At 67.7% G+C, this 18759-nt stretch carries 15 protein-coding genes; 8 read left to right on the top strand and 7 right to left on the bottom strand.

Annotated elements, in window-relative coordinates:
• Positions 1-8 precede the first annotated feature (8 nt).
• A complete protein-coding gene (locus ABD231_RS09710) occupies positions 9-3491 on the top strand; it encodes an indolepyruvate ferredoxin oxidoreductase family protein (protein ID WP_344148397.1) in 3483 nt (1160 codons plus the stop codon).
• On the opposite strand, the gene ABD231_RS09705 is transcribed toward ABD231_RS09710, so the two are convergent.
• Entirely contained in the window at positions 3488-4111 is a 624-nt protein-coding gene (locus ABD231_RS09705; protein ID WP_344148394.1) for an SAM-dependent methyltransferase, read from the bottom strand. The two genes, ABD231_RS09710 and ABD231_RS09705, sit on opposite strands and share 4 nt — an antisense overlap.
• Before the next feature lie 80 nt (positions 4112-4191).
• On the opposite strand from ABD231_RS09705, the gene ABD231_RS09700 reads away from it, so the two are divergent.
• Positions 4192-4980, top strand: a complete 789-nt coding sequence (locus tag ABD231_RS09700; protein ID WP_344148391.1) for an alpha/beta fold hydrolase — start codon at positions 4192-4194, stop codon at positions 4978-4980.
• On the opposite strand, the gene ABD231_RS09695 is transcribed toward ABD231_RS09700, so the two are convergent.
• The 3 genes from ABD231_RS09695 to ABD231_RS09685 form a co-directional block, all read right to left on the bottom strand.
• Positions 4967-5788, bottom strand: a complete 822-nt coding sequence (locus tag ABD231_RS09695) for a hypothetical protein (RefSeq protein WP_344148388.1) — start codon at positions 5786-5788, stop codon at positions 4967-4969. The two genes, ABD231_RS09700 and ABD231_RS09695, sit on opposite strands and share 14 nt — an antisense overlap.
• 10 nt (positions 5789-5798) lie before the next feature.
• Positions 5799-7181, bottom strand: coding sequence for a hypothetical protein (locus ABD231_RS09690; RefSeq protein ID WP_344148385.1), 1383 nt, complete (start codon positions 7179-7181; stop codon positions 5799-5801).
• A gap of 117 nt (positions 7182-7298) precedes the next feature.
• Complete coding sequence (locus ABD231_RS09685; RefSeq protein ID WP_344148381.1) at positions 7299-8249, bottom strand: zinc-binding dehydrogenase; 951 nt, start codon at positions 8247-8249, stop codon at positions 7299-7301.
• An 80-nt stretch (positions 8250-8329) separates the two neighbouring features.
• Between ABD231_RS09685 and ABD231_RS09680 the strand changes: the two genes are divergently transcribed.
• The 4 genes from ABD231_RS09680 to ABD231_RS09665 all read left to right on the top strand — a co-directional run bounded on the left by ABD231_RS09680 (position 8330) and on the right by ABD231_RS09665 (position 12864).
• A complete protein-coding gene (locus ABD231_RS09680; RefSeq protein WP_344148378.1) occupies positions 8330-8674 on the top strand; it encodes a TetR/AcrR family transcriptional regulator in 345 nt (114 codons plus the stop codon).
• 84 nt (positions 8675-8758) lie between these two features.
• Entirely contained in the window at positions 8759-10039 is a 1281-nt protein-coding gene (locus ABD231_RS09675) for a serine/threonine-protein kinase (RefSeq protein ID WP_344148375.1), read from the top strand.
• 161 nt (positions 10040-10200) lie between these two features.
• Entirely contained in the window at positions 10201-12132 is a 1932-nt protein-coding gene (locus tag ABD231_RS09670) for a LamG-like jellyroll fold domain-containing protein (protein ID WP_344148372.1), read from the top strand.
• A 33-nt stretch (positions 12133-12165) separates the two neighbouring features.
• Positions 12166-12864: a GAF and ANTAR domain-containing protein gene (locus ABD231_RS09665; protein WP_344148369.1), complete on the top strand. Its 699-nt coding sequence runs from the start codon at positions 12166-12168 to the stop codon at positions 12862-12864.
• Here the strand turns inward: ABD231_RS09665 and ABD231_RS09660 are convergent.
• The 3 genes from ABD231_RS09660 to ABD231_RS09650 are packed head-to-tail and all read right to left on the bottom strand — an operon-like array spanning position 12861 to position 15875.
• Positions 12861-13700: a carbohydrate ABC transporter permease gene (locus tag ABD231_RS09660; RefSeq protein ID WP_344148366.1), complete on the bottom strand. Its 840-nt coding sequence runs from the start codon at positions 13698-13700 to the stop codon at positions 12861-12863. The two genes, ABD231_RS09665 and ABD231_RS09660, sit on opposite strands and share 4 nt — an antisense overlap.
• Before the next feature lies 1 nt (position 13701).
• The gene (locus tag ABD231_RS09655) at positions 13702-14592 is read right to left on the bottom strand and encodes a carbohydrate ABC transporter permease (RefSeq protein ID WP_344148363.1); all 891 of its coding nucleotides are present in this window, start codon (positions 14590-14592) and stop codon (positions 13702-13704) included.
• Between the two features lie 5 nt (positions 14593-14597).
• Positions 14598-15875 (bottom strand): ABC transporter substrate-binding protein, encoded by a 1278-nt coding sequence (locus tag ABD231_RS09650; RefSeq protein ID WP_344148360.1) that lies wholly within the window; start codon positions 15873-15875, stop codon positions 14598-14600.
• Between the two features lie 142 nt (positions 15876-16017).
• Here ABD231_RS09650 and ABD231_RS09645 point away from each other — a divergent pair, with 142 nt between their 5' ends.
• Positions 16018-17661 carry a hypothetical protein gene (locus ABD231_RS09645; protein WP_344148357.1) on the top strand — a complete coding sequence of 548 codons (1644 nt, stop codon included), beginning with the start codon at positions 16018-16020 and terminating at the stop codon, positions 17659-17661.
• 74 nt (positions 17662-17735) lie between these two features.
• Positions 17736-18737, top strand: a complete 1002-nt coding sequence (locus ABD231_RS09640) for a LacI family DNA-binding transcriptional regulator (RefSeq protein WP_344148354.1) — start codon at positions 17736-17738, stop codon at positions 18735-18737.
• Positions 18738-18759: the final 22 nt, after the last annotated feature.

Below are 18759 nucleotides of genomic sequence, written 5' to 3'. Positions count from 1 at the left end.
GAGAGCCGATGACCACCATCGCCCCCGCCGAGATCACAGTGGAGCGGCTCGCCGCGCCGCCGTACGACCTCGGCGACCGTTTCCGGCCGTCCGGACCCTCGACGCTGCTGACCGGCGTCCAGGCGATCGCGCGGCTGCTCGTCGAGCATCGTGCGCTCGACCGGCGCAGAGGGCTGCGGACCGCGTCGTTCGTTTCGGGCTACCAGGGCAGCCCGCTCGGTGGGCTCGACAAGCTGTTGGCGGATCTGCAGGACGTCATGGACGAGAACGACGTCCGGTTCGTCCCTGGCCTCAACGAGGAGCTCGCCGCGACTTCGGTGTGGGGCAGCCAGATCGAGTTGCCGCTCGGCGTCGGCACACACGACGGCGTCACCGGCTTCTGGTACGGCAAGGGCCCGGGCGTCGACCGCGCCACCGACGCGCTGCGTCACGCCAATATGTACGGCGTCAATCCGCGCGGCGGCGCCGTCCTTCTGGTCGGCGACGACCCGGCCTCGAAGTCATCGACCGTGCCGGCGGTGAGCGAGCGGTCCCTGGCCGCGCTGGGTATCCCGGTCCTCTTTCCGCGCAACGCGGCCGAGATCGTGACGCTCGGTCTGCACGCGATCGAGATGTCCCGTACGACGGGCTGTGTCGTCGCGCTGAAGATCGTGGCGGATGTCGCCGACGGCGCCTGGGCAGTCGGCGACGACACCGGCCGGGTAGTCCCGGTCGTGCCGACCATTGAGTGGGACGGCAAGCCCTACACCTACAAGCAGCGCCCGATGGTTCTTCGCCCCGATGCCATCGTCGGCGCCGAGGCGGACATGGTCGGTCCGCGGACCGAGCTCGTTCGCCAGTACGCCGTCTCCAACGGGCTCGACGTCGTCGACATCGACTCGGACCACGCACGCGTCGGTTTCGTTGCCTCGGGCAGCTGTTACGACTCCATGCGTCAGGCGATGACCGATCTAGGTGTCACTCCCGAAGCGCTTACCCAGGCAGGGGTCCGAGTACTGCGACTTGGCCTGATGAGCCCGGTTGCCCAGGGCACCATTCGTGCGTTCGCCGAGGGCCTCGACCGGATTGTCGTGATCGAGGACAAGACGTCGTTCGTCGAAACCCAGATCCGCGACATCCTCTACGGCACGCCGAACGCGCCGCAGATCGTGGGCAAGCGCGACACCGACGGCCGCACGCTGATCCCCGCGGACGGCGAGCTCACCTCGGGCCGGTTGCTCTCCCCGATGCGGCACCTGCTGGCCGAGCTGGTCGCGATCACACCGCCCACCCCGAAGCGGATCCCGCTCCCGCTGCTGTCGACCAGCAGGTCGGCGTACTTCTGCAGTGGTTGCCCGCACAACCGTTCCACCGGACTCCCCGAGGGGTCGATGGGCGGCGGTGGGATCGGCTGCCACGCCATGGTCACCATCTCCGATCGCGAGGACAGCGCAGTCACCGGTGTCACCCAGATGGGCGGCGAAGGTGCGCAGTGGATCGGCCAGGCCTGGTTCACCGATGCCGGCCACATCTTCCAGAACGTCGGCGACGGTACGTTCTTCCACTCCGGTCAGCTCGCGGTGCAGGCCTGTATCGCGGCCGGGGTGAACATCACCTACAAGGTGCTCTACAACGACGTCGTCGCGATGACCGGCGCCCAGGACGCCGAGGGCGCGCTCAGCGTGCCGCAGTTGACGCACAAGCTGCACACCGAAGGCGTGAAGAAGATCGTCGTTTGTGCGGACGAGCCGGACCGGCACCGCAGCCGTGACCTTGCGCCCGGCACGCTGCTCTGGCACCGCGACCGTCTCGACGAGGCCCAGCGGATGCTGCGCGAGATCCCCGGCGTGACAGTACTCATCTACGACCAGCACTGCGCCGCCGACGCCCGCCGTCAGCGCAAGCGCGGCAGCCTGCCCACCCGCACGCAGCGCGTCGTCATCAACGAGGCGGTCTGCGAGGGCTGCGGGGACTGCGGTGTGAAGAGCAACTGCCTGTCGGTGCAGCCGGTCGACACCGAGTACGGCCGCAAGACGCGGATCGAGCAGACGTCGTGCAACACCGACTACAGCTGCCTCGACGGTGACTGCCCGTCGTTCGTGACGGTGGAGACTGCGCCCGCGAGAAGCAAAGCCGCCCCGAAGCGCAAGGCGTTCCCGACTCCGCCAGCGGTCGCGCCGAGCAGCGCCGAAGAGCGGGTCACCAGCACCCAGAACGTATTCCTGGCCGGCATCGGCGGTACCGGCATCGTCACGGTCAACCAGGTGCTCGCGACGGCCGCACTCCGAGCCGGGTACGCCGCTGAGTCGCTCGACCAGACGGGGTTGAGCCAGAAGGCCGGCCCGGTCACCGGCCACCTGCGGTTCGCCGCCGGCGACCTGGAGCCCGCCAACCGCCTCACGCCCGGATCCGCGGACTGCTTCCTCGGTTTCGACCTGCTCACCCTCGCCGAGGACCGAAACCTTGCCTACGGCAACGTTGCCTCGACCCGGACGGTCGTCTCCACCAGCCGCACCGCCACCGGCGCGATGGTCTACGACCCAGCCGTTCAGCACCCGGACGAGGCAGGCCTGCTGGAGCGGGTCCGCACGGCCGGCGCGGAACTGTTCGACTTCGACGCACTCGAGGCCGCCGGACGAATCTTCGGCAACACGATCGCCGCGAACTTCCTGCTCGTCGGCGCCGCCTACCAGACCGGCGCACTCCGGCTCCCGGCCGCGGCTATCGAGGAAGCCATCAAGATCAACGGCACCGCCGTCGCCGCGAACGTGGCCGCCTTCCGCTGGGGCCGCGTAGCGGTCACCGACCCCGCGGCCTTCAACGCCGCCGGAGCAACCCCAGCCCGGCAGGTGGCGCGCGACGTACCGGCATCGGTTGCTGCTGCCGGTTTCCAGGGTGAGCTGCACCGCCTGGTCGCCCAGCGCGCCACCGACCTGGTCGGCTACCAGAACGTCAAGCTGGCCAACTCGTACGTCGCCCTCGTGGCGCAGGTCGCGGCCGCCGAGCAGGCGGTCACCACGGACACGCGGTTCAGCGAGGCGGTTGCCCGCAACCTGTTCAAACTGACCGCCTACAAGGACGAGTACGAGGTTGCCCGGCTCCTGACCGACCCGGAGTTCCTCGACTCCACCGGCGGGGCCTTCCCCGGCGGCGTGGTCTCGTTCAAGCTGCACCCGCCGGTACTGCGGGCGATGGGCCGCACGAAGAAGATCTCGTTCGGCCCCAAGTCGCACGGCACGCTCCGCGCGATGGCTCGGCTGAAGTCGCTCCGCGGAACCCGCGCCGACCTCTTCGGCTACGCCCACCTCCGCAAGCTCGAGCGGTCACTCCGCGACCACTACCGCACGCTCGTGCTCGAACTGGCTGCCAATCTGGACCAGGCGTCGTACGACCGCGCCGTGCAGCTCGCCGAACTGCCCGACCTCGTCCGCGGCTATGAGTCGGTCAAGCTGCGCAACGTCGACCGCTACACCGAGGAGCTCCGGAAGCTGGGTGTCGAACCGCCGGCCTAAACCGACAGCCGACGGGCCTTCACCGTGCCGTCTTTGTAGTGGAACTCCTTGCCGTCCATCAGCTTGACGCTGTCGTGGGCGGCGGTGGTGAGCAGTTCCCAGCGACCGTCGTCGAGGCCGAGGTCGGCGACGACCTCGGCCGGCGTCGGGAAATGGACGTCGCCATGGGCCTCGTGGTGGGACTTGATCGGGAACTCGAGGTGTCCTTCCACGAGCAGGATGCCGCCGACGGCGACCGCGGCGGCGGCCTCGCGGAGGATCTCCTCGCGGGGCAGGTCGATCGTCGAGTGCAGGAACTGCGCCGACACCAGGTCGAAGATCCCGGCGGGGAACGTCTTGCCGAGCTCGTGCTGCTGGAACTCGATCCGGTCCTCGACACCGGCTTCCTTGGCGTGCTCGGCGGCCCGGCCGAGTGCGATCGGCGAGACGTCGACGGCGGTCACCTGCCAGCCCTGCTGGGCGAGCCAGATGGCGTCGCCGCCCTCGCCTGAGCCGAGGTCGAGCGCGCGCCCAGGCGCCACGCCGGTCACCTCGACCACCAGCGCGGCATTCGGCTTACCGCTCCAGATCCGGGTGCTCTCGGCGTACCGGGCGTCCCAATGTTCTTCTGCTGTCGTCATGTAACCAGCCTCCGACCTCTACCGCCTGATCGACAAACTTCGTTGCTGTTCCGGCAAGTACTGACATAGGCTCCGGAACCATGTTCGGTGTGCAAGGCAGGACAGCCCATCTCCAGTGGTACCGGACCGATGCGGAACCGGCCGAGGTTGCGTTCCTGCACGGCTTCTCCGATTCTGCCCGGTGCTGGGAACCGCTGCTCGCCGCGCTGCCCGGGATCCGGGCGCTCGCGATCGACGCGCGCGGGCACGGCGACTCCGGGCTGCCGGCAGAGCCGCTTGGGTACGACGCACTCCGCGACGACGCGGCCGTCGTACTGGCGGACCAGCCTCGTGACGGCGGGGTCGTCGTGGTCGGGCACTCGATGGGCGCGATGTCGGCCGCCTACCTGGCTGCGGCGCGGCCCGATCTGGTTCGTGCGCTGGTGCTCGAGGACCCGCCGCCTGGTCAGGCGGACGCCGGTCAGGGCGAGCCGTGGTCCGTGCCTACGTGGTTGGCGGACCTCCAGGCGCTCGACCTGCCGGACCGGATCGCGCGCGGCCGAACCGACGAACCCGATTGGCCCGAGGACGAGCTCGAGCCGTGGGCCGAGTCGAAGGCTCAGGTCAACCCTGGGCTGTTCGAGCTGACGTTCCAGGACCCGGGCCCGCTGACCGACCTGCTGGCCGTGACAACGTGCCCGGTCCTGCTGATCCACGGGGACACCGAACGCGGTTCGCTGATCTCCAGCGAGTACGCCGAGCGCTGCGCGCAAGTGGCGGGCGGCGAGTTCCGGGCGGCCCACCTTCGTGGTGCGGGCCATTCGGTACGCCGGGACAATCGCGCGCAGTACCTCGACGAACTCAAGTCGTTCCTCGTCAAGAACGGATGATGCCCTGGCTGCTGGTGCGGTTGCCGTCCCAGTCGCCGACCAGCGGGCGGTCGCCGGTGTCGCCGTACCTGATCTTCTCGGTGGTTTCGGTGGGATCGATACCGCTCACGCGGAAGTAGAACGTGCTGTCGGCGGGGTTGTAGACGGCCGGCTCGTCGCGGCCGTCGCCGTTCCAGTCGCCGATCAGCGGCTTCCAGTACGGGTCGCCGTACACGAACGAGCGGGTGCTGCCGTCGGCGAGCCGCAGCTCGAAGGTCGCGTTCGAGGCGCGGTAGACGCCCACCTCGTCGGTGCCGTCACCGTTCCAGTCGCCGACCAGTGGGATCTGGTACGGCGTGCCGTAGACGACCGTGGTCGTCGTACCGTCGGCCGCGCGTTTGGTGAACGTGCCGGTGGACGGGGTATAGGTGCCGACCTCGTCGGTGCCGTCGCCGTTCCAGTCGCCGACGATCGGTTTGTCGCCGACCCCGCCGAACGGGATGGTGATCTGGCCGACGCCGCCGTTGAAGTTGTTGGTGAGGAAGAACTTGTTCTCGTCCGGGCTGTACGCGCCCGGCGTGTCACCGCCCGCGCCGTCCCAGTTGCCGGCCAGCGGCACCATCGGAGTGTTGCCATAGGCAAAGGCCGGGATCGTTGCCGTCCCCGACGTTCTGCTGTTCGAGAGGTACCAGTTGTAGACGCAGACCGCGGCGGGCGCTGCGGTCTGAGCCTTCTCGTGAGAGAAGACTTTCGGAACCGCGATGACTGCGGCGGCGACGGCGGCCGCGACGCCGCCGGTGATCAGTTGGCTGAGTAGTTGGGTGCGCATCACGTCCCCCTTATGCGTCGAGCCGGTACAGGGCGGCGGCCCCGGGTGCCAGGGTGGCGACGATCTTGGTCTTGTCCGCCTGCGCGGTGTAGGTGCGGGTCGCCGGGTCGAAGACCGAGACCTTGGTAACCGTTGCCTGGTTCAACGAAACGGTCGTGGTGCCGCTCGCGCCGTACTGGCGGTTGGCGATCAGCAGCCAGCGGGTGCGCGCCGCATCGGTCGGCCGGAACCGCCCCAGTACGGCGGGACTGCCCGACGTACCGCTGAGGTAGGTGTCCGGCGTGAAGCCGACCGTCCCTGGTGGTGGGGTGTGATTCGCGTGTACGGCGAGCTCGGACACCAGCGGTTTGAGCTCGGCGCCGACCGGGCGGAGCCAACTCGCGTTGATCGCCTTCGCGGCGTCGTACAGCGGGGTGTGCGTGCCGTCGAGCGTGGTGAGCGCGCGACCGAAGTTCTCGCCGCGCGCGGGGTCGGGCTGCCAGTAGGTGAAATACTGAATGCCCTTGCAGCCATAGGCGAGGCTCGTGTTGATGTTCCACAGCAGCTCGTCCCGCGTCGGGAACCGGTGGCCGTTGTACTCGACGCTCTGCACGAACACCCACGACGGAATGTTCGCGCGCAGAGCCTCGGAGCGAATGATCGCCCAGTTCTCGAAGTAGTTCGGGTCCTCGCCCGAGGTCAGCAAAGGGTACCGGTCGTACGACAGCATCGGCGGCCGGCACGTGTCGACGAACCGGCGAACCATCGCGCGGTACCCGTCGCCGGTGCCCGGCACCAGATTCGAGTACGGCGTGTATGACGGCGCCTGCTCGCGAGCGATCGCGAATGCCTTGCCCAGCGAGGGGAACTGCCCTTCCGGCGGCTCGTCACCGAGGCTGAATCCGGCGAACGACTCGAAACCGCGGTACTGGTTGAGCGCGTTGGTCAGCAACGTCCGGGCGTCCGCGGTGGTGATCGACATCGGGACCGATCGGTCGTCGCTGATCGTGAATCGCCGGGCCATGTTCTGCACATCGGGATCGCTCGAGACCAGGACCTTCAGCCCGACCTGCTCGGCGATCGCCAGGGTGTGCCGGATGATCGCCTGGTCGTCCAGATAGTTGCCGGTGATCAGGAAGTTGAACCCCGCCGCGCGGATCGCGTCGTACCGCGCGATGGTCGTCTGGAACGGCGGTGGCGGCCAGTACAGCCCGATCGGGAACTCGGCACCACCGACCAGCGGCAGTTCCACACAAGCCGCCGCCGGTGCGGCGACCTGCGCGGGCACCTTGGCGGAACCGGTCAGGCGATGGGCGAACGGGATAGGCGCGGCGGCCAGCGCCCCGATGACGGCGCCACGCAGCACCGCCCGCCGGCCGAACCCGGTGGCCGCCCTTTGTTCAGGAATCATCATGCTCCTTCTCTCTGGTCACGACGCAGACCAGAACAGCCGAAGCTTTCACGCAGGGCAATCCTTTAGGCCCAGAACGTAATGAACGCCTGGCGACCAATACCGGACAGCCGATGCACATCAGGGTTTGAGAACGATCCGTCCGAAGACGTGGCCGGCGTCCATCTGCTCGTGCGCCTTGGCGGCTTCGTCCAGCGAGAGGACGTCGTGAACCACGGCTTGGAGTTCGCCACGGGCCGCGGCCGCGAACTGGTCCCGGCGGACGCGTGCGCGGGCCGGCAAGTCGATCGTGTCCAGGCTGAACGTTGCCAGCGACAACGATCGCTGGAACGACCGCATCAGGTGCTCGGTGAGATCGGCCGGTAGCGGACCGCCGACGACGCCGAGCACGACCAGCCGGCCGTTGGGGGAGAGCCTCGGGAGGAAGGTTGGCAGGTCCGGTCCGGCGACCACATCGAGGATGACGTCGTACGTCGCGGGGCCGTCGCCGGCGCCTGAGCGATCGAGCACGTGGGTCGCACCGAGCTCGCGGAGGCGGTGACCGCGGTCGGGGGACGAGGTGGTCACCGCGACCGCGGAGGCGGCGGCTGCGAGTTGCACAGCGAGCAGGCCGATGCTGCCCGCGGCTCCTCGGATCAGGACAGACTCGCCAGGGGCGAAATGCGCGTGCTGTAAGGCGAAATGGGCCACTGCGCCGGAGCTGCCGAGTGCAACAGCCGCCTCGTTCGTCAGGCCCGCGGGAATCCGTTCGAGGTGGTCGACCGCCGCGACGGCCTGTTCGACGTACCCGCCGCCGGTGCCGGTGAAGGCCCAGACCCGTTCCCCGATCCAGGACGAATCGACCTCCGCGCCGACCGCGCTCACGGTTCCGGCGACCTCCGAGCCGAGGATGTGGCCGGTACCGAAGCCGTACCCGGCAAGCGTGCCGCGCCGGATCACGGCGTCGACGCCACCCACGCCGATGGCCTCGACCGCGATGCTCACCTGCCCGGGGCCAGGGTCCGGCGCCGGTACGTCGACCACCGCCATCCCGTCCGGTGCTCCGAATGTCCGGACCGCAACTGCTCTCACTGATCTGCTCCCTCTGAGTCTGTCTGCCGGTGCTTCGGACGTTAACGGACGCCTGCGTCCGGTTAGGTAGAGTGAGAGCGATGACCGTCGAACTGTCTCGTTCCCTGCGCGCCGACGCCGCGGACAACCGCGACCGGATCGTCGCGGCGGCGTACCGGCTGTTCGCGGCCGAGGGGATGACAGTGACGATGCGGGAGATCGCCCGGCAGGCAGGAGTCGGACCGGCGACGCTGTACCGGCACTTCCCGACCAAGCAGGATCTCGCGGTCGAGGCGTTCGCCGAGCAGGTGCGGATCTGCCGCCAGGTCGTCGACGACGGGCTGGCCGAGCCCGACGGCATCCCGGGTCGGACAGCGCAGCAACGTCGTACGGCGTCACGCCGGTTCGCTGCGCTCACGATCGAGGCGTTTCGCGCGCGATTCTGAAGTGTTTGGTCGCTCCAGGTAGTCTCGTCGTTTGGCGCCCGGGCGAGCGGGTTGCCGTGTCGACGGGGTGGGTACGAGGAACGGATGTTGATCGCAGGGCGGTACCGGCTAGGCGCGTCTCTTGGGCGTGGCGGCATGGGGGAGGTGCATCGCGCCACCGACGAGGCACTGGGTCGGGTGGTCGCGGTGAAGACGATGCTCCGGTCCAGCGCGGATCCATCGGCCTCCGAGCGCTTCCGCCGGGAGGCGCGGGCGGCCGCCCGGTTGAGCGATCCCCACATCGTCGCGGTCTACGACTTCGGCCAGCACGACGACGCCTTCTACCTGGTGATGGAGCTGGTCGAGGGCCGTTCGGTCTCCGGCGAGCTCGCTGACAGCGGACCGTTGTCGTGGCAGCGGGCGACCACGATAGTCGAGCAGGCTGCCGCCGGACTGATGGCCGCCCACGCCCAGGACGTCATTCACCGTGATATCAAGCCCAGCAACCTGCTGGTCACGGCGGATGGGACGGTCAAGGTCGCGGACTTCGGTATCGCGCAGATGCCGGGGGCCGAAACCAGTGAGCTGACGATGACCGGTCAGATCCTGGGTAGTCCTTATTACTTGGCGCCGGAGCGTGCGCAGGGTCTGCAGTCCGGTCCCGAGGCGGACATCTACGCGCTGGGATGCGTTCTGTACGAGCTGGTCACCGGCCGGCCGCCGTTCATGGGCGATCATCCGACGGCGGTGCTCTATCAGCATGTGGACGCCGAGCCGGTTCCGCCCAGTGAGCTGCGCCCTGAGTTGGCCGGGCCGTTCGAGGGCGTGCTGCTGCAGATGCTCGCCAAGGATCCGGCGGAGCGTCCGACGGCCGCGCAACTCGCTGCGGGCAATTGGATGCCGGCTGTCACCAATCGGCCCACCGAACCACTCATGCCCGCAGCCGTACCCGCACCCGCGCCTGTGGTGCCGACGAAGGCCGCGCCGAAGCAGCGGACGACCTGGCTGATCGCCGCCGCCAGCGTGCTCATCATCGCCGGTGCGATCACCGCTGCCGTCGTACTGGCGAACCGCGGTGATGACCTGCCGCCGACGGTCGACATCGGGCCGCGTCCGAGCAGCAGCGTCAGTACGTCGAACACACCGGGCCCGACCGCGCCGACGCAGTCCAGCGAGACCACCCGGCCGCCTTCGACCACACCGTCGACCGCGCCGAGCGCGACGCCGACTCCCACCCCGACGCCGACTCCCACGCCGACGCCGACTCCGACGCCCAGCCTGACGCCGACTCCCAGCCCGACGCCGACGCCGACTCCGTCACCCACGCCCTCGCCGACTCCCACGCCCACCCCGTCGCCGACCCCGACCGGCACCCCGGAGCCGTAAGCCCGACATCGTTGCCAACGGCCCCTGGCTGGCCGGCGAACTGTCACTGTGCGTCTGACCGCGGACACGCATCATCACCACCCGCAGAAATCTCGCCCGACCGATCGTGCTGCGGGCGTTGGCGTCGTACGCTGCCGCCAACAAAATGGGGGTGGGGCGGCATGGCACAGGCCGCGGGATACAGCTTCAATCCGGAGACCGTGTGGGGTGACACGGTCCGAGATCTCGCCGGGTACGGCTTACACGGCAAAGTCGTGGGGTCGGCAACGATTGTCCCGGCGAAGTACGGCGATGGTCTGAACTGCACCGGTGGCGCGCTGCGCATCGTTGCCGAGGACGACACGTACCCGACCAACACCGACGGCGGGATCAGCCTCGCCGCGTGGGTACGACTGAACAACAACACCGCGGCGGCGCGCTGCCTGGTGTCGGTCTCGAGTGATGACGACCTCAACGTGGCGCTGTACGCGTCCAACGCGGCCGGGCACGTCGAGGCCTGGATCGAGGGGACGACGTATGCGACGACCACCAGCATCCGGGACGGCGCCGAGCACCACGTGATGCTGGTGGTCAACCGGACCACGGGTCCCGGCGACGAGTGGGTGAAGATCGTCGTAGACGGGACCGTGGTGCTGACCGAGGCCGATCTCACCCTCGACTTCGACTACGCGGGTGACGTCACGGTCGAGGTCGGCCGGAATGTCATCGAGGGCGACGAGACGCTGAACGGCGTCGTCGACGACTTCCGCTGGTGGAACGATCCGATCGAATCGTCGTACTGGGCAACGGTTGTCGGGCAGGAGCAGATCGATCTGCAGCTGGCGATCTACCCGTTCGACAACGAGGCCAGCGACCGGAGCATCTACGGCCGGCATCTGATTCCGACGGCATCGGCGGCCTATACCTACGGGATGTACGGTCGGGCGCTGGTCTCGAGCGCGAGCCAGGCCGGAGCGTCCGGCCCGGTCAACCTGCCGGACTGCGACCGGCTGGCGATCACCGGGTGGGTCCGGCTGGACGTCGTACCGAGCAGCCCGGAGCCGATCCTGGCGATCGACGACCTGGCCGGGAACTCGCGCGTCCGGGTGGTCGTCAACGCCGACCGCACGGTCACCGCGACCTGGGTGACGATTGCCTACGGCACCAAGTCCGTGACCAGTACGGCGGAACTCGTGCACGGCGAGTTCGTCCCCGTGCACATCTCGATGAACCCGACGTACGTCGGCATCCGGATCGGCTCGCTGTCGCAGCAGACGACGTCGACCGGCAACGGCTTCCCGCATCTGACACCGACGGTCAACGGGCTCAAGGTCCTGTACGTCGGCGGTGACAAGAACACCGGCGGTGAGGTCACCTGGAACTACCTCACGCTGACCAAGAACTTCCTGCGCGAGGTCGCCGACACCTACTGGGCCGGCCCGCCGACCAACTACCCGTCGCGGCCGCTGAACATCGCTCGCCTGGTCGTCGACTTCAACGAGAACGGCGGCACCACGGTCAAGAGCAAGTCGCCGGCCGCGAGCCCGCTCACCCGGACCTCGGCCGGTTCGTGGATCCAGGGTGTGCACGGTGCTGCCTTGGCCGCCAGCGGTTCCGGCGGCAGTGTGACGGGCTCGATCGACTGGCCCGAGAACCCCAAGGGCTGGGCCTTCAGCGCGTGGGTGCGGTGCCGGGAGGAACCTTCTGGTGCGCGCTTTCTGGTGCTCCGCAACGAGGAACACGAGGTCGCCCACGCGGGACGCCTCTGGGGGAATCTCTGGACCCGCCTGTTCGGCGCCGATGGCAACACCGGCGCGATCTCGATCAGCTCGGCCCCGATTCCGCACGAGACCTGGACCCATGTCGCTGCCTCGTGCAACGGTCAGCGGACCCAGTTCTTCCTGAACGGTGAGCGGGTCACTGCTCTCACCTACGACGTCGGTGCTCTGCGAGTCCCGACCCAGATCGTCATCGGGGGCGACGGCGACGACGATTCCGTTGCCGACATGGACAGTCTTCGGCTCTTCGACACACCCGTGAGCCCGGCCAACATCGCGTGGATGTACCAGAACCCAGGCCAGTTCTACGACACGGAGGGCGCCGTACTGCTGTGAGTAGGGCTTGGCGGCCGCGGGTACTGAGCGGCTATGGATGCAACAGGACTTCTGCAGGCAGCTGAGCGATTGTCGAGGTCACTGACAGCCGGTGACCTCGACCACACGCTGAGTCGGATCACGGCCGCGGCCGTCGAGGTGCTGCCGGAGGTCGAGTACGCCAGTATCACGGTGAAGCACAGCGACGGCAGGCTCGAGACGATCGCGCCGACCAGCGATGTGCTGTGGGGTGTGGATGCGGCGCAGTACGAGTTGCGTGAGGGTCCCTGTTACGACGCCGCGACGGACGGTGTGCATGTCCTGTCACCGGACCTGGCCGCCGACCCGAGGTTCCCCCAGTACGCCGCGAGTGCGGTCGCGGCCGGGATTCTGGCGCAGGCCGGTCTGCGGTTGTTCGACGCACCGAAATCTCAAGGGGCATTGAACCTCTACTCGACGAGCGTCGGCTCGTTCGAGGATCTCGGAGCCGTCGGCGCCCTGTTCACCCACCAGTCGGCCGTTGCGATCGAGTACGCCCGGGAGATCCACAGCCTGCAGGACGCACTACGCACCCGCCGAACCATCGGCAAGGCGATCGGCGTCCTGATGGAGCGCTACACACTCACCGACCAGCGCGCATTCGCCTTCCTCGCCAGACTCTCCCAACAACGCAACATCAAACTCCACCGAATCTCCGAGGAGCTCGTCGAAGACGCCCAACTCCGCGGCGAACAAGGCGTAGGCACCGGCTAGTCCTTCAGGCCGGCTCCGATGTCGGCGCTCATGACGTATTTCTGGAAGACGAGGTAGAGGGCTACCAGGGGGATCATCGAGAGGACCGAGGCGCCCAGGAGGACTGACCAGTTGACGTTTTCGGCGCCGACGATGGTGGCTACGCCGATCTGGAGGGTGTATTTGCTGGGCTCGTTCAGGACTACCAGGGGCCAGATGTAGTCGTTCCAGCGCCATTGGAACGAGAAGATCGCCAGGGTGAGCATGATCGGGCGGGAGAGCGGGAGCATGATCCGGAACAGGGTCTGCAGCTCGCTGGCGCCGTCGATGCGGGCTGCTTCCAGCAAGTCGTTCGGGACGGTGAGGAAGAACTGGCGGAACATGAAGGTGCCGGTTGCTGTGATCACCGACGGTACGACGACGGCCGCGAGGCTGTTGTACATGCCGAGGTTGCGCACCACCAGGAACAGGGGCGCGAGGATGACCTCGCCGGGGAGCATCGTGGTCGCCAGGATGCAGATGGCGAAGGCCTTGATCCACCAGTTGGTGTACTTGGCCAGGGCGTAGCCGCAGGCGGCGCTGGCGATGATGGTGAGCACGGTGGCCGAGACGGCGACGATCAGGGTGTTGACGAAGTAGTGCGCGACGTCGAAGCTCGTCCAGGCCTGGGTGAAACCCTTGATGGTCGGGTGCTTGGGGAAGACCGTCAGCGGATACGAGAACAGCTCGCCGGCCGGCTTGAACGAGCTGAGCAGGAACCAGAGGACCGGAACGCCGTACACGGCGACCATGAGCCACAGGAGTGCGGTCGCCCAGATCTTCTTCGGGAGTTCGCCCGTGGAGGCGGTGGCGGCCATGTCAGGAGTCCTTCCGCCGGTTGAGGGCGAGCTGTACGAGCGCGATCACCATCAGGATCAGCATCAGCACGAACGACGCCGCGCTCGCATAGCCGATCTGGGCCCGCTGGAAGCCCTTCGTGTAGATGTACTGGACGAGCAGGTTGTTCGCCGTTCCAGGACCACCGCCGTTGATGGCCTGGATCAGCGCGTACTCCTTCATCGAGCCGAGCACGCTCAGCAGCACCACGATGAACGTCGTCGGCGCGATCGCGGGCAAAGTGATGTGCCGGAACTTGGCCCACCCGCCGGCGCCGTCGAGCGACGCCGCTTCGTAGTACGCCGTCGGCACGTTCTTGAGCGCGGCAACGAACAGCAGCATGTTGAACGCCGTACCGCCCCAGGCCGCGGCCACGATGACGACGAGCATCGACAGGTTCGCGTTCGACTGCCACGGCACCTCGCTGCCGCCGAGCGAGGTGATGACGTAGTTGACGAGGCCGAAGTTCTCGCCGAACATCCAGCGCCAGATGACGCCCGCGATGATCGGCGAGATCAGCCACGGCAGGAAGAAGATGATCCGTGCGACCGCCTTGCCCTTGGTGTAGTTCGTGACCAAGAGCACCGCCGTGGTCAGCGAGAGCACCAGCGTCAGCGGTACGACGCCCGCCGTGAACACCAGGGTCCGGATCAGGGCCGAGTAGAACGCGTCGTCCTGCAACAACCGCTGGTAGTTGTCCAGTCCGACGTACGGCGCGGTGCCGATCCCGGTGTAACTCGTGAACGAGTACAGCAGACCGGTCACCGCCGGCCAGACGAAGAACGTGATCAGCAGCAGCAGGTTGATCGAGATGAGCGCCAGCGGTGCTGCGGTGTAGTGGTTCAGGCGGCGGCGCGGCCACACTCCTTGCACCGGCGTCAGCCCAGCGAGGCGTTGAGGCCGTTGACGATGTTGTCGACCGTCTTCTGGACGTCCTGCTCACCGTTGACGAACTTCGCCAGCTCGCCCTTGGTCGGGTCCTCGCCGGCTTCCTTGCCCGCGAGCAGCAGCTTGGTCCCGGCGGCCTGGCCCGACGACGAGATCGGGTCGGCGAGCTCGATCTCCTTGGCGTAGAGCGCGAAGGCGTCCTGCGCGGCCTTGGACTTGAACGGGTACGTCAGCGTCAGACCGGACTCGACCGGCAGGTAGCCGTTGGCCTGCGCCAGCTTGGTGTAGTTGTCACGCTGGAACAGGAAGTCGACCCACTTCTTCGCCGCGCCGGCGGTGTCCTTGTTGTTGAAGGCAACGACCTTGCCGCCGAGGTTGATGTCGGTGGCGTGCACCGGACCCGGCGTCGGCGCGCTGGCCCAGTCGAAGTTCGTGATGCCTTCGGCGAAGTCCGGCACCTGCCAGACGCCGGAGAAGTACGCGACCACCTGACCGCTCTTGAACAGCGCGTTCGGGTCGCCGCCCGAGGTCCAGACCGACTTCGGCATCACCTTGTCGTCGTTCATCGCCTTGAACTTGGTCAGCGCGGCCACGGTCGCGGCGTCCGGCGTCTGGTACTTGTTGTCGGCGCCGAGCTGGAAGCCCTTGCCGCCGTTGTTGTAGATGAACGCCCGGATCCGGGCCGCCGAGTTGTCGTAGACCAGGTCGTACTTCGCACCGGTCGCGGTCCGCACCTTGGTCGCGGCGGCGAGGAACTCGTCCCACGTCCAGGTCTGGCTGGGATCGGCCGGTACGGCGACTCCCGCCTTGGTGAACAGGGTCTTGTTGATGAACAGCCCGGCCGCGGTGAGGTCGGACGGGATCGCCAGCACCTTGCCGTCCTGCTCGGTGATCAGGTCCTTACGGATCTTGTTCGTCTCGTTGTTCGCGGTCGCGCCCAGGTCCTGGAGCTGGTTGATCCACAGCGCGTCGAGCGACGGGACGCTCGCGACGTCGGGCAGCGAGTTGGCCTGGGCCGACTGCCGCAGCTTGTCCTGGTAGCCGTCGTACGGCTGGTTCACCACCTCGACGGTGATGCCTTCCTTGGCCTGGAATTCCTTGGCCAGGTCGGTGTATCCCTGGATCTGGGCGGCCGTCGACAGCCAGAAGGTGATCTTCTTCGCGTCACCCGAACCTGAGTCGCCGGACCCGGAACCGCAGGCGGTCAGCACCGCCGCGGTCGCCATGCCTGCCGCTAGCCACCGCCACCGCCGAAGGGAACCGCTCATCGTTTTTCTCCTTGTGTTCAACGCAGCCCGGGTAGGCGACGGTCGGACGCTAGGAGGCAAGCGCTTACCGCGTCAAGAGCTAATGATGTATCGATATACATTTAAGTCCTGACAAAAGGTTACTGAGCGGAAGGGTTCTGCGGTGGACCACGATTTCCTGGGGTTGCTGACGACTGCGGGCGAGGCGCAGATCACGCGGCTGCAGCGTGCCGGTACGGCGATTGGGAGCGATCCCAGACAGGTCGGGCGGGAGCTCCGGCGACTCGTGGCCGGGTACGTCGGAGAGTCGTCGTACCGTCACGATCCGGCCGTCCTGGAGTTGTTGCGGCAACTATCCGGGGAGCTCGCGGCGAGCCAGCACGCGGACGGGACCTACGACATCGGCAATCTGCATTCGCCGCCCGACACGGCCTTCCTGGTCCAGGATCTCTGTGTGATCTGGGAGTTGCTGAAGGACGACGATCAGGCGGTCGCGGCAACGATCCACGAGATCCTGGCGAAGGCCGGCCCGGCATTGGCGAGCGGGGGAGTGCACACGCCGAACCATCGCTGGGAGGTGTCGGCGGCAGTTGCCCGCATCAACCACATCCAGCCCGACCAGCGGTACGTCGACCGGATCGACGAGTGGCTGGCCGAAGGGATCGATGTGGGTCCGGACGGGATCTACAGCGAGCGGAGTTCGATCTACGCATCCGCGGTGACGAATCCGTCGCTGCTCACGATCGCCTGGCTGCTGGACCGGCCAGAGCTGGTCGAGGTCGTCCGGCGCAACCTCGAGGCGACACTGCACCTGCTGGAGCCGAACGGCGAGGTGGATGTGATCGCGTCCCGCCGGCAGGACCAGTTCCAGATCCAAGACGTCTGGAGCTACCTCCTCCAGTACCGCGAGCTGGCCATCCTGGACGGGGACGGCAGGTTCGCCGCGGTTGCTCAGGGCATCGAGCGTCGAGGTGCCGGCGAGTTGGGCGACTTCTGGGCTGAGGTGCTCGAACGGCCGGAGCTGGCCGCGAAGCTACCGCCGGTGACCGAGCCGTCGACCGACTTCGTCCAGGAGTTCCCGTCGCAGTCGTCAGTACGGATCCGGCGGGACACCCGTACGGCGACGATCTTCGGCGGGACGGACTTTCACGACGTACCGGTGATCGCGTCCGGCCTCTCGGTCAACCCGACCTTCTTCAAGCTGCGCAAGGGGGATGCGATCCTCGACTCGGTCCGGCTCGCACCGCAGTTCTTCGGCACCGGGCATTTCCACAGCGAGTACCTGCGGCGGTCATCGCCGTCCGTGGTCGAGCTCGGGGCCGAGGTCGCAGTGCCGTATTACCAGCCGTTGCCGCCAGAGCGTCGTGCTGCGGACGGCCGATATGCGCTGACACCCGACGGCCGGTTCTACGCGTCGATGGACTTCGGTCAACGGCCGCGGGACTACCGGACACTGCGGACGGTGATCACCGTGGCCGAGGTGGAGAGCGGGTTCGATCTGACCTTCGAGCTCTCCGAATCCGAGGCGCCGTACGCGATCGAGCTCTGCTTCCGGCCGGGTGGGGTGTTGTCGGGGGTCGACGAGATCGATGATTCCGGCAACTATCAGCTGGCGTCCGGGACCGGGGTGTACACGGTCGGCGACGACCGGATCGAGTTCGGTCCGGGGTCGGGGACGGCGCGCGTCCGGATGGATTCGGGGGAGCGGTACCGGATGCTCAACGGCTCGCTCGTCCCGGCCGGATTGCGGGTCTACCTGACCGGTCGCGCTCCCGGCGTTCAGAGACTCGAGATCCGTACTGTGTAATGGTCCTTGACCACGGGGTTGTTACCGCGAACACTGGCCTCTGGCGCACGTAAGCAGCAACCAGGGGGTTCGGATTGAGCACCGGCAAGCAAGCGAGTCTGACCGACGTTGCCGATCTCGCGGGCGTGTCGCACATGACGGTCTCCCGGGTGGTCAACAAGACCGGCCCGGTGAGCGCCGCGACCCGGGCCCGGGTGCTCGCAGCCGTCGAGAAGCTCAGCTACCGGCCGAACTCGGCGGCCCGCGCCCTGGTCACCGGCAAGACCGGAATCCTCGGCGTGGTCACCCTGGACTCCACCCTGTACGGCCCGGCCAGCACGCTGTACGGCATCGAGCACGCAGCGCGCGAGGCCGGGTACTCGGTCACGATCACCAGCGTCGGTACGCCGGACACTTCGGCCATCGCGGACGCGATCGAGAACCTGCGTCGCCAGGCGGTCGAGGGCATCGTGGTGATCGCGCCGCATGCGGCCGCGAGCAAGTCGCTCGAGGTTGTACCGCGTGACATCCCTCTGGTCGCGGTCGGCGGCGGTCAGGCCGCGCCGGTGCCGATGATCGCCGTCGACCAGTCCGACGGCGCACGTCGTGCGACCGAGCACCTGCTCGCGCTCGGTCACAAGACGGTCTGGCATGTGGCCGGTCCGGTCGACTGGCTCGAGGCACAGGATCGCGAAGCGGCCTGGCGGCAGACCCTGAAGCGGCACCGCGTCCGGGCACCACGCATCGTCCGCGGCGACTGGAGCTCGCGCTCGGGGTACGCCGCAGGCCAGGTGCTGGCCCAGGAGAAGGACCTCACCGCGGTGTTCGTGGCCAACGACCAGATGGCGCTCGGCCTGCTGCGCGCCTTCTCCGAAGCTGGGATCGCGGTCCCGAAGGACGCCCACGTGGTCGGCTTCGACGACGTACCGGAGGCGGCGTACTTCAGCCCGCCGCTGACCACTGTCCGCCAGGACTTCATCGAGGTCGGCCGGCGGACGTTCCGCCAGCTGGCCGAGCAGATCGCCGGCGGTGAGCCGGCCGTTCGTGACCTGGTCCCCGCAGAGCTCATCGTCCGGGAGAGCACCGGGCCTCGGTAGCCGAACCCAACGTTCGCGGGGA

The sequence above is a fragment of the Kribbella yunnanensis genome (genome assembly GCF_039529655.1).
Lineage (GTDB): Bacteria > Actinomycetota > Actinomycetes > Propionibacteriales > Kribbellaceae > Kribbella > Kribbella yunnanensis.
The sequence above is the reverse complement of the archived record's forward strand: the minus strand, read 5'-3'. Positions and strand labels throughout refer to the sequence as shown.